The organism is Streptosporangium heterodermiicola, assembly GCF_051390675.1.
Taxonomy (GTDB): domain Bacteria; phylum Actinomycetota; class Actinomycetes; order Streptosporangiales; family Streptosporangiaceae; genus Streptosporangium.
The window spans coordinates 126,799-137,303 of the sequence record NZ_JBPJSR010000023.1 but is presented as its reverse complement, the minus strand read 5'-3'; the positions used below and the strand labels follow the sequence as shown (position 1 = coordinate 137,303).

Genomic DNA, 10,505 nt, shown 5'->3' with positions numbered 1-10,505 from the left:
CTCTCCAGCACGACGTTACGGCCCTTGGGGCCGAGGGTCACCTTGACGGCGTCCGCGAGCTGGTTCATGCCACGCTCGAGACCGCGCCGGGCGTCCTCGTTGAACGCGATCATTTTCGACGTCATTCCTGCTCCTGCTCTTCGATGGCTCTCGGTGGCTCTCGGTGGCTCTCGGTGGCTCTCGGTGGCTCTCGACGGCTTTTGAAAGCTCTTGGCGGGGATTCTCCGGGACGGCGCCCGCGACGGACGGCCCACCGGCGGGTGGCCGACCCGCCTGCGGACCTCGCCGTCCCGGCACACGCCATGTGGTTGGCACTCTCCAGGCGTGAGTGCCAGGCGCCTCCTCGCACTCTACTCACAACTTGCGTGTCACGCATATAGTGCGTGCTGCGCAATCTCGATAGGATCGTCGCATGGACGACGCGATGGACCTCCGGGCACGTAACAGCCAGGCCACCCGGGAGGCGATCGGCCACGCCGCGCTGCGCCTGGCCATCGAGCAGGGCCCCCACGGGCTCGCCCTCGTCCGCGTCCACGACATCGCCACGGCCGCGGGAGTCTCACCCCGCACCTACAACAACTACTTCTCCAGCAGGGCCGAGGCGATCTGCGCCTTCCAGGCCGACCAGTCCAGGCGCCTGGGGCAGGCGCTGCGCTCGCGGCCCGCCGACGAGCCGCTCGACCGGGCCGTCGTCGCGGCCGTGATCGAGCTCTACACCGACCCCGAGCCCGACAAGGCCGGCCTGGGCATGATCATGTCGACGCCCGAGCTGGAGGGCGAGGCGCTGAGGGCGTTCACCATGGCGGAGGGGCCGCTCGCCGAGGCGATCGCGGCGCGTACCGGCACCGACCCCGCACGCGACCTGTTCCCCGCCGTCACGGCCGCCGCGGTCGCCGGTGCCATCCGCGTGGCGGGACGGCACTGGCTGGAGCCCGGCAACCCCGAGTCCTTCGCCGCCACGCTGCGCCGCGCCCTGTCCTGCGTCCTGCCCGTCGCGCCGCCCGAGGGCCCGTCCGGTCACTGACCCACCCGGACGCCGAGTCCTGTCCTGCGTCCTGCCCGAAGGTCTGCCCGGTCACCGACCCACCCGGACGCCGAGCCCGTCGTCTCGGACGCCGAGTTGGCCGTCGCGGCCTCCGGGGCGACACACTTACCGGTGTGGCCGAACCGGAGATGACCGCGGGCGACGTCCTGGCGTTCCTGACCCTGACGGACGGCCTGGGGGCCCGCGTGTGGCTGGACGGCGGCTGGGCGGTGGACGCCTGCCCCGGTTCCCAGACGCGGCCGCACGCCGATCTGGACATCGCCGTGCGGGAGCGTGACGCGCCCGCGCTCGTCGCCGCCCTCCACGATCGCCGGTACCGGCCGGTTCCCCGTGACGACACCACCGCGTGGAACTTCGTCATGGGAGACGACGGGGGACACCTGATCGACTTCCACGTCATCGTCCTGGACGCCGACGGCCACGGTGTCCACGGCCCGCCCGAGAACGGGCACCGCTACCCGGCGCCGGCCCTGGCCGGTACGGGCCGGATCGGCGGTCGCACGGTGGCCTGCGTCAGCCCGGAATGGCTGGTGAGGTTCCACACCGGCTACGCCGTCGACGACGACTGGGCCGACGTCTCGGCGCTCTGCGCGCGGTTCGACATCCCGATCCCCGAGGACTACCGGCGGTTCCGGTAGCGGCCGCCCGGTCCCGGTGCCGTGGCTACGTACGTTTACGGGGTGGGATGATCACACGGTACTCGCCCGCGTAGCAGCCGGCCTTCGGGCACGGCTCCCAGTCTTCCGCGTCCGCCCGGAACTCGACCGTCGCGTGTACGGCCACCGGCGCGGTGGCGACGGTGGCGCGCTCCGACCCCGCCCGGAGCGCGTCGACGATCTGCAGCACGCCGAGCAGCAGCCCCGTGGCGGCGGCGAAGCTCCCCAGCACGCCGGCCACGATCTTCCACACCGGCCATTCGGTGAACCCGGGCTCCTTCTTCGCCGTCCCGCCCGGGGACCCACGCCGCCGACTCTTCCGTGCCACAGGCAACCTCACCCGCTCGAAGACCCACCAAAGGTCGCATACGGCAGGGATGTGATCACCTTGGGTAATCGAATCGATATGCGCGCCCGCCGCACTCGGCAGACACCGATCCGGATGGATCGGATGAACCGGATGGCGAGAGGTCGCGACGCGGTCGTCATCGCGTTCCCGCCGCCGAACGGGCTCACCGGGCTCACCGGGCTCACCGGGCTGTCAAGCGGACCTCTCGGCGGCGAACGGGCCGTGGCCCTCGAACACCTCGGTGGCGAAGCGCTCGCCGATCCTGCGGTGACCGGCGGCGTCCGGGTGGAGCTCGTCGGGCAGCGGCAGCTCGGCGTGGTCGGCCTCGCCGTACAGGACACGGCCGTCCAGGTAGTGCAGGTCCGGGTCGTCCCGGCGCGCGATGAGACGGGCCAGCTCGTCGCGGATGACGGTGAGCGTGAGGCGTCCGTCCAGGGTGTCCGGTGAGGCGGCCACCGAACGGAACGTCAGCCGCCCGCCGTCGAGGTGCGCCGCGATGGGGCCGGGGGTGTCCTCCAGGAAGGGGCACAGGATCGGCGAGACGACCAGCAGGGGCGCGCCGGGATGACCCTCGCGGATGGTGTCGAGGAAGCCGTGCACCGCCGGGCCGAAGGCGCGCAGGCGCATCAGGTCGTGGTTGACCAGGTTGATACCTATCTTGACGCTGATCAGGTCGGCGGGGGTGTCGCGCATGGCGCGGGCGGTGAACGGGTCGAGCAGGGCGTTGCCGCCCAGGCCCAGGTTGGCCAGCTCCACCCCGGCCCGGGTGGCGGCGAGCGCCGGCCAGGTGGTGCTGGGGCTCTCGGCGGCCGAGCCGTGGCTGATGGAGCTGCCGTGGTGCAGCCACACCCGGCGGCCCGCGCCGGAGGTGGGCGTGAGCGGGGCGTCGGCGCGCAGCGCGACCAGCTCGGTGATCTCGCGCAGTGGCAGCCAGATCTCCACGTCCTTCTCGCGATCGGGCAGCCCGGCGAACCGGACCGTCCTCTCGGGGGTGGGCAGGCCCGTGAACCCGGCCGTCCTCTCGCGGACGGGCGGGCCGGTGACGGTGGCGGTGCCCCGGCCGGTCAGGTGGCCGTCGACGAGCAGGTCGTAGAGGCCGTCCTCCGGTTCGGGCAGGCCGGGGTGGAGGACCTTGGCCGGCAGCACGTCCAGCTCGACGGCGGTGGCGCGGGTGCGGAAGGCCAGCCGTACCCCCGACGGCTGGGCTTCCACGGCGGCCAGGTAGGCGTCGGGGAACTGGGCGCGGGCGCGGGCCGGCAGCCGGTGCGGCAGCAGGCCGTGGCCGGTGCTTTCCAGCTCCAGCGCGCCGCGCACGAGGTCGGGGGTGAGGGGGACGTCGATCACTGGGTCACCTTCCGGAGGAACCGGGTCACGTTGCCCGCGGTCCTCTCGATCTTCTCTTCGAGCGTGAGCGACTCGGGCATCCGCCCGCCGGGCCCGGCGTCCCGCTGGCCGCGCAGGTAGAGGGAACAGGCCAGGTCGGCGCAGATGTAGGCGCCCACGGAGTCGCCGTTGCCGCCGGTCCGGCGGGCGGTCATCAGCGACACGCCGTCGCCGGTGTGCGTGGTCAGGCAGAGCGAGCACATGGTGCGCCGCGCGTGCCCGGTGTGCGGGGCGGCCCGTCGAAGCGCCACCCCGGCCAGCCGGTCACCGTGCTCGGCGACCAGGTAGGCGCGGCCGGGGGACGCGGGGTCCCGCCAGCCCAGGAAGTCGAGGTCCTCCCACGGCCGGGCGTCGAGATCCCTCGGCACGGCGAGCCGTTTGACCTCGCCCTTGGTGTAGTTGACGAAGGAGGCACGGATCTCGTGCTCGGAAATCGGTCTCATAGCTCAAAAGCTAGCTTTCATATACGCAGATCGCAAACTACTATGTACTTTCCTAGAGGCTCTAGGAAAGGGGAATGGTTCATGGCGCGCGCCGGAGTGACCGTCGAACGGCTGGCCGAGGCGGCGGCGGAGCTGGCCGACGAGGTGGGGCTGGAGAACGTGACCGTCTCGGAGCTCGCGCGCAGATTCGGGGTGAAGGACGCGAGCCTGTACTCCCACATCAGGAACGCCCACGAGCTGCGGGTCCGGGTGGCCGTGCTGGCGCTGGCCGAGCTCGCCGACCGGGGTGCGGCGGCGCTGGCCGGGCGGGCGGGCAAGGACGCGCTGGTCGCCTTCGCCAACGTCTACCGCGACTACGCGAGGGAGCATCCGGGCAGGTACGCGGCGGCGCAGGTCGAGCTCGACCCGGAGACCGCGAGGGCGAGCGCGGCGCGCCGGCACTCGGACATGATGCGCGCGATCCTGCGCGGCTACTCGCTGGTGGAGCCCGACCAGACCGACGCGGTCCGGCTGCTGGGCAGCGCCTTCCACGGGTTCGTGAGCCTGGAGCGGGCGGGCGGCTTCAGCCATCACCCGCGCGGCGCGGACGAGTCCTGGGGCCGGGTGCTCGACACGCTCGACGTCGCGCTCCGCAACTGGCCGGCGAGCGCGGGCGATGACGGTCGCGATAATAATTAACTCTTGACTTATATAAGCCGTAGATGAAATTCTCGTTGCCGTGCAGGTGTTCGAGGCGCTCGGCGACCCGGTGCGACGCCGGATAGTGGAGCTGCTCGCCGGTGGCGAACAGGGCGCGGGCGCGGTCAGCGGGGTCGTCCGGGCGGAGTTCGGGATCTCGCGGCCGGCGGTGTCGCGGCATCTGCGGGTGCTGAGGGACTCCGGCCTCGTGACCGTCCGCGCGGACGGCGCCCGGCGCCTGTACGCCGTCGAACCGGCACCACTGCGGGAGGTCGACATCTGGCTGGAACGCTTTCGCCGGTTCTGGAGCCGGCGCCTGGACGCGCTGGGCACCGAACTCACGCGCGGCGGGCACGAGCACCGGGACCTGAGCCTGGCCCTGGGGCCGGGCCTGGACCGGGACCTGAGCCGGGATCGGGACCGGGACCTGGGCCGCGACCGCGACCTGGTCCTGGACCGTGGCCGGGACCGGGACCGGGACCGGCGGGAGAACACCGCCAGGGTGCCGCCCGTGGACACACACCCCTCAACGAGGAACGAGGAAGACACGTGATCGACATCGTCAACCAGGTCAACGCCACCCACCGGGAGATCGGCGACCTGGCGGTCGCCACCGGCGCGGGGCGGTCGCTGCTCCTGCGCCGCGCCTACGACGCCTCGATCGAGGAGGTGTGGAGCGCCTGCACCGACCCCGGCCGGATCGGCCGATGGCTCGCCCCGATCGACGGCGACCTGCGGCCCGGCGGCACGTTCCAGCTCAAGGGCAACGCCGGCGGGACGATCCTGCGCTGCGAGGAGCCCCATCTGATCAAGGTGACCTGGGCCCTCGGGGAGGGCATGAGCACCGAGGTCGAAGTCCGTCTCGCACGGGGTGAGAACGGCGGCACCGTCCTGGAGCTGGAGCACGCCTCTCCCGCCGAGGTCGTCGACGAGCTGGTACGCACCTACGGGCCCGGCGGCACGATCGGGATCGGCGGTGGCTGGGATCTCGCGCTGCTCGCTCTCGACCTTTTCCTGAGCGGCACCGCGTTGGACCTCGGGACCTGGGAGGACACGCCCGAGGTGAAGGAGTTCGCCACCCGCAGCTGCCACGCCTGGGGGCCCGCGGTCCAGGCCGCCTGGGGGACCGGCGATGACGACCTCGCCGCGGCCATCGCGTTCGGGGTGCAGCACTTCGCCCCCGAGACGCCGGGGGAGGGCAACGGCTGATCGCCGCCTGGGGCGGACCTACCGGCCGGCCTCGGCCGGGGTCTCCGGCCCGCGCCCGACGCCCGGGGGCGTCCGGACCGGCCCCGGGCGCTCGGTGCGGAACGTGAGATCGCGGTGCCCGGCGATGTCAGGGCCGTGGTGGCCGAAGACGGGGAAGGCGCCGGTCACCGGGTGAGTCTCCTGGGGCGGGCTCACCGGGGTGACCACGCGGTGCCTCATGGCGCGAATATACCCAATGATGTCATCACGGACGCCTGTGGCCAGCTTCGCGGGTGTCCAGGATGGGTGCTCATGGAGCTCAGGAAATGACCGCACTTCTCGGTCGCGAACCCTCCCTCGCCGTGCCGGACAGGCTGTGGACCAGGGACTTCACCCTGTATTTCGGCGCCAGGACGGTGTCGCTGCTCGGTGACGCGATGATGCCCGTCGCCGCGGCGCTGGCCGTCGGCGCGATCTACGGGGTGGCCGGCGTCGGCTACGTGCTGGCTGTCTGGACCGCCCCGTTCGTGCTCTTCGTACTGTTCGGCGGGGTGTTCGCCGACCGGGTGGGCGCCCGGACCATGATGGTCGGCGCGGACGTCGTACGGGTCTTCACCCAGACCGCGGTGTCCGTCGCCTTCTTCACCGGGACCCCGCCGTTCTGGCTGCTGCTGTCCGCCTCGTTCCTGTCCGGGGCGGCCGCCGCGATGTTCCAGCCCGGCGTCAACGGCATGGTCCCGCTCGTCGCCACGGACCCGCAGCGCGCCAACGGCACCCTGAAGATCGCCGACGCGGCCACCCAGCTCGGCGGCCCCGTCCTTGCGGGCCTGCTGATGGCGCTGACCGGCGCGGGCGCCGTCTACGCCGTCGACGCGGCGACCTTCCTGCTCAGCGGCCTGTGCCTCGCCCTCGTCCGGCTCGTCCCGGCCGCCGGGGCCAGGGAGCGTTCGACGGTCATGCTCGACCTGCGCCGAGGCTGGACGGAGTTCCGCTCCCGCAGCTGGATGTGGTCGGTGATCCTCATCTGGGTGTTCTTCGGCGTCCTGGTCTTCGGCCCGTACATCCCGCTGGGCTCGCACCTGATCGGTGACCGCCTCGGCGAGGCCGCGTACGGATGGGTGATGGCCGGTCTGGGCGCGGGCACCGTCCTCGGCGGGCTGATCGCGATCAGGTTCCGGCCTTCGCGGCCGCTCGCCGCCGGAGGCGTGGCCATCTTCGGGTTCGCGTTCATCCCGCTGTCCGTGGCGCTGGAACTGCCGTTGCCGCTGCTGGTGGCGGGCCACCTGCTGGGCGGGATGTCCTGGGCGTTCTGGTCGGTGATGTGGTCGACGAGCGTCCAGACGCAGGTCACCCCCGACGTCCTGAACCGGGTCACCGCCTACGAGGTGGCCGGGTCGGTGGCCGGGGTCGCCGTCGGGCAGGCGCTGGTGGGCCCGGTCTCGGAGGTCGTCGACCCTCGGGACCTGCTGTTCGTCTCCACCGGCGTCAGCTTCGCGGTCTGCGCGGCCCTGCTGCTCACGCCCCCGATCCGGCGGCTGCGCCGGGCCTGACCCCGGGCCCGCCCTCGTCATGGGAACGGACGCTTGCCGGGCCCACGGGACGGACGCTTGCCGGGCCCGGACACACGCGCCGGGACCGCCACCCCGGCGGGCGGCGGGTCAGGGCCGCTCGTCCAGGGAGATCGCGCCGGTCGGGCAGACCCCGGCCGCCTCGCGGACGGCGGCGCGCAGCGGCTCGGCGGGAGCGGGGTCGAGCAGGACGACGACGCCGTCGTCGTCGCCCTGGTCGAACACGTCGGGGACGAGCAGCACGCACTGTCCCGCGCCGCAGCACCTGCCGGTGTCGACGGTGACGTTCATGGGTGACCTCCTCAGTCGTGCAGGGAACCGCCGCCGTCGACGGACCAGGTCTGGCCGTCGATCCATCCGGCGTCGTCGGACAACAGGAACGCGGCCGCGGCGGCGAGGTCGGACGGCCTGCCCGGCCGGGTGCTGCGCGTACCGGCCAGCCCGGCGGCCCTGAACTCCTCGCTCATCTGCGCCAGGCCGGTCTCGGACAGCACCATGCCGGGGGAGACGCCGTTGCAGCGGATGCCCTCCTTGCCCCAGCGGGAGGCGACGTGCCGGGTGAGGGCGTTGATTCCCGCCTTGGACGCGGCGTAGGCGGGACGCACCGGCTCGCCGACGAAGGCGGCACCGGACGAGGTGTTGACGATCGCGCCGCCGCCGGAGGCCAGCAGCAGCGGGATCGCGACGCGGCAGCTGTGGGCGTAGCCGATGAGGTTGACCTCGAAGGTACGGCGCCAGACGGCCACGTCCATCTCCGACAGGTCCCCGTCGCGGCCGATCGTGTCCGGCGAGAGGTCGGCGCCCACGTTGAACACGCCGTCACGCCACCGAACTCGGCGACCGCCCGCTCGAACAGCGCCGTGACCGGCGCCTCGTCGGACAGGTCGAACCCGGCGGCGACCGCCGTGCCGCCGGACGCGGTGAGGCGCTCGGCGGTGGCCTCGGCGCCGGGGACGTTGATGTCGCCGACCAGGACGCGTGCGCCCTCCTCGGCCAGCCGTTCGGCGGTGGCGGCGCCGATGCCGGTGGCGCCGCCGGCCACGACGATTCTCTTGTCCTTCAGTCCACGCACGAGGGGTCCGTTCTCCGCATTCAGAGGGTCTCCGCGGTCAGGGGGTCTCCGCGGTCAGGGGGTCTCCGCGGTCAGGGGGTCTCCGCGGTCAGGGGGTCTCCGCGGTCAGGGGGTCTCCGCGGTCAGGGGGTCTCCGGGGTCAGAGGGTTTTCCACGGTCAGGGGGATGGGGTGACGGGGGCCAGCCAGAGGCCGGTCAGCGCGTCGACGAGCCCGGCGGCGACGGCCTCCCAGGTCGCGCGGGCCGTCGACCCGCCCTCGTGCAGGGCGCGCTCGCGCTCGGCCAGGGCGTGCGCGATCAGCAGGCGGGTCATGTCGCCGCGCTCCAGGTGCACCTCCACCGGCAGGTCGGGCAGCAGCCGCAGCATGCCGTCCAGGGTGCGCCGCATCGACGGTGTCGCCACGGACTCCTCGGTGACGATCTGGCGCAGGGCGGGCACGGTGGTGACCTGGGCCAGGCAGCGGGCCCGCCAGCTCGGCACGCCCAGCGCGTCGAGATGGTCGGTGGCGGGGCGTACCAGGCAGGAGATCAGCGCGCGCAGGTCGGCGGAGCCATCCCGGACGTCGCCGATCCCCTCCAGCATGCGCAGCCGCCGCTCCTCGGTCTCGGCGGTGTAGCGGCGGACGATCGCTCGTACCAGGTCGGCCTTGGTGCCGAAGTGGTAGCCGACGGCGAAGTTGTTCGCCTGCCCGGCGGCCTGGCCGATCTGCCGGTTGGAGACCTCGCCGACCCCGTGCTCGGCGAACAGCCGCTCGGCGACGTCCAGGATGGCTCCGCGCGTCTCCTGCGCCCGCTCCGCCCTGCCGGATCCGGCCTTGCCGCGCTCTGGCTGACCGGATGCGGTCCTATCGCGCTCTGGCTGACCGGGCAGGGTCTTGCCGCGCCCGGTCCGGCCGGGCACGGTCACCATCGGACCGGGACCCGCTCCAGCCCGCCTACCAGGAGACCCTCGCGGCGCCTGAGCTCCGCGGCCGGGACGGCCAGTTCCAGGGTGGGCAGCCGCTCCAGCAACACGCCGAGCACGGTCTGCAGCTCGGTGCGGGCCAGCGCCTGCCCCAGGCAGGAGTGCGGACCGGCGCCGAAGGTCACGTGCGGGTTGGGCGAGCGGTCCAGCCGCATCTCGTCGGCGCCCTCGAACTGCCGCTCGTCCCGGTTGGCCGAGGCCATGCTGCATATGACCGTCGTGCCCGCGGGCAGCTCCTCCCCGGCCACCGTGACCCCCTCGCTGAGGTAACGCGGCATGCCGAAGCCGGGATTGGCGTCAAAACGCAGCACCTCCTCCACCGCCGGGCGGATCAGCGCGGGGTCGGCCAGCAGCGCCTCCCAGCGGGAACGGTCGGCCAGCAACATCGACACCATCTTGCCGATCATGTTGGCGGTGGTCTCGTGCCCGGCCACCAGCAGGCCCTTCGCCGTCATCACCAGCAGCTGCTCGGTCAGCCGCCCGTCGAGCCCCTCCACCATCGAGGCCAGCTCGCTCAGCAGGTCGTCACCCGGCTTCGCCCGCTTGGTCTCGACGTGGGCCATCAGGTACGCGTCGAACGCGTCCTGGGCGGCGTCGATCTCCTCCTGGCCGAATCTGGTCATGCTGAGCATGGTGTCCGACCAGTACGCGAACCTGTCCCGGTCGGAGTCCGGCACCCCGAGCAGGTCGCAGATCGCCCACACCGGCAACGGGAAGCCGACCGCGCCCACCAGGTCGGCGGGCTCGCCCTGGGCGACCATCCGCTCGACCAGCCGCTCGGCCATCGCCTGGATCCTGGGCCGCATCGCGGTGACCCGCTTGGCGGTGAACGCCCTGCCCACCAGCTGCCGCCACGCCCGGTGCGTGTCGCCCGTCATGTTGCCGCCGCCGTCACCGCCGCGGCCGAACACGCCGCCCGACTCGTTGGCCGTCACCCGCGCCGCCCCCTCGGCGTCGAGCTGCCGGGTGAAGCGCGGGTCGGACAGGACCTCCTTGACGTCCTGGTAACGCGTCAGCAGCAGCGCGCTGTCACCGCTGGCCAGCCGGATCGGCGCGACCGGGCAGCCCTCCCGCAGCTCGGCCCACTCCCGTGGCGGCTCCAGCGCGCCGGGGTTGCGGAAGGGGTATTCGGGTGCCTCGACGCCGGGCTCGCTCAAGA

At 72.8% G+C, this 10,505-nt stretch carries 14 protein-coding genes and 1 pseudogene; 6 read left to right on the top strand and 9 right to left on the bottom strand.

Going from position 1 to position 10,505, the window contains the following annotated elements; genetic code table 11:
• Positions 1-412 precede the first annotated feature (412 nt).
• Both ACSC1Q_RS35630 and ACSC1Q_RS35625 read left to right on the top strand, forming a co-directional pair.
• Positions 413-1,024 (top strand): TetR/AcrR family transcriptional regulator, encoded by a 612-nt coding sequence (locus tag ACSC1Q_RS35630; RefSeq protein WP_436763125.1) that lies wholly within the window; start codon positions 413-415, stop codon positions 1,022-1,024.
• Positions 1,025-1,158: 134 nt separating this feature from the next.
• A complete protein-coding gene (locus ACSC1Q_RS35625; RefSeq protein ID WP_436763124.1) occupies positions 1,159-1,683 on the top strand; it encodes a nucleotidyltransferase domain-containing protein in 525 nt (174 codons plus the stop codon).
• Between the two features lie 25 nt (positions 1,684-1,708).
• Here the strand turns inward: ACSC1Q_RS35625 and ACSC1Q_RS35620 are convergent, their stop codons facing one another.
• From ACSC1Q_RS35620 to ACSC1Q_RS35610, 3 genes are all read right to left on the bottom strand, one after another.
• Entirely contained in the window at positions 1,709-2,029 is a 321-nt protein-coding gene (locus ACSC1Q_RS35620) for a hypothetical protein (RefSeq protein ID WP_436763123.1), read from the bottom strand.
• A gap of 213 nt (positions 2,030-2,242) precedes the next feature.
• Positions 2,243-3,394, bottom strand: a complete 1,152-nt coding sequence (locus ACSC1Q_RS35615; protein ID WP_436763122.1) for a GDSL-type esterase/lipase family protein — start codon at positions 3,392-3,394, stop codon at positions 2,243-2,245.
• Positions 3,391-3,876 carry an FBP domain-containing protein gene (locus ACSC1Q_RS35610; protein WP_436763121.1) on the bottom strand — a complete coding sequence of 162 codons (486 nt, stop codon included), beginning with the start codon at positions 3,874-3,876 and terminating at the stop codon, positions 3,391-3,393. The genes ACSC1Q_RS35615 and ACSC1Q_RS35610 overlap by 4 nt, the downstream gene beginning before the upstream one ends.
• 81 nt (positions 3,877-3,957) lie before the next feature.
• On the opposite strand from ACSC1Q_RS35610, the gene ACSC1Q_RS35605 reads away from it, so the two are divergent.
• From ACSC1Q_RS35605 to ACSC1Q_RS35595, 3 genes are read left to right on the top strand one after another with little or no spacing between them, the layout of a single operon-like run.
• Positions 3,958-4,554: a TetR-like C-terminal domain-containing protein gene (locus ACSC1Q_RS35605; protein WP_436763120.1), complete on the top strand. Its 597-nt coding sequence runs from the start codon at positions 3,958-3,960 to the stop codon at positions 4,552-4,554.
• Positions 4,555-4,594: 40 nt separating this feature from the next.
• On the top strand, positions 4,595-5,107 hold the full coding sequence (locus tag ACSC1Q_RS35600; protein WP_436763119.1) for an ArsR/SmtB family transcription factor: 513 nt from the start codon (positions 4,595-4,597) through the stop codon (positions 5,105-5,107).
• Positions 5,104-5,763 carry an SRPBCC domain-containing protein gene (locus ACSC1Q_RS35595; protein ID WP_436763118.1) on the top strand — a complete coding sequence of 220 codons (660 nt, stop codon included), beginning with the start codon at positions 5,104-5,106 and terminating at the stop codon, positions 5,761-5,763. Before ACSC1Q_RS35600 ends, ACSC1Q_RS35595 begins: the two co-directional genes overlap by 4 nt.
• Positions 5,764-5,781: 18 nt before the next feature.
• On the opposite strand, the gene ACSC1Q_RS35590 is transcribed toward ACSC1Q_RS35595, so the two are convergent.
• Positions 5,782-5,982: a hypothetical protein gene (locus ACSC1Q_RS35590; RefSeq protein WP_436763117.1), complete on the bottom strand. Its 201-nt coding sequence runs from the start codon at positions 5,980-5,982 to the stop codon at positions 5,782-5,784.
• Positions 5,983-6,068: 86 nt separating this feature from the next.
• On the opposite strand from ACSC1Q_RS35590, the gene ACSC1Q_RS35585 reads away from it, so the two are divergent.
• Entirely contained in the window at positions 6,069-7,292 is a 1,224-nt protein-coding gene (locus tag ACSC1Q_RS35585; RefSeq protein ID WP_436763116.1) for an MFS transporter, read from the top strand.
• 108 nt (positions 7,293-7,400) lie between these two features.
• Here the strand turns inward: ACSC1Q_RS35585 and ACSC1Q_RS35580 are convergent, their stop codons facing one another.
• The 5 genes and pseudogenes from ACSC1Q_RS35580 to ACSC1Q_RS35560 form a co-directional block, all read right to left on the bottom strand.
• Positions 7,401-7,601, bottom strand: a complete 201-nt coding sequence (locus ACSC1Q_RS35580; protein ID WP_436763115.1) for a ferredoxin — start codon at positions 7,599-7,601, stop codon at positions 7,401-7,403.
• Between the two features lie 11 nt (positions 7,602-7,612).
• Positions 7,613-8,125 carry an SDR family NAD(P)-dependent oxidoreductase gene (locus tag ACSC1Q_RS35575; protein ID WP_436763114.1) on the bottom strand — a complete coding sequence of 171 codons (513 nt, stop codon included), beginning with the start codon at positions 8,123-8,125 and terminating at the stop codon, positions 7,613-7,615.
• A gap of 17 nt (positions 8,126-8,142) precedes the next feature.
• Positions 8,143-8,352: pseudogene (locus ACSC1Q_RS35570) on the bottom strand (SDR family NAD(P)-dependent oxidoreductase); the annotation flags it as partial.
• Between the two features lie 187 nt (positions 8,353-8,539).
• Entirely contained in the window at positions 8,540-9,292 is a 753-nt protein-coding gene (locus tag ACSC1Q_RS35565; RefSeq protein WP_436763113.1) for a TetR/AcrR family transcriptional regulator, read from the bottom strand.
• Complete coding sequence (locus tag ACSC1Q_RS35560) at positions 9,286-10,503, bottom strand: cytochrome P450 (protein ID WP_436763112.1); 1,218 nt, start codon at positions 10,501-10,503, stop codon at positions 9,286-9,288. The genes ACSC1Q_RS35565 and ACSC1Q_RS35560 overlap by 7 nt, the downstream gene beginning before the upstream one ends.
• Positions 10,504-10,505 lie beyond the last annotated feature (2 nt).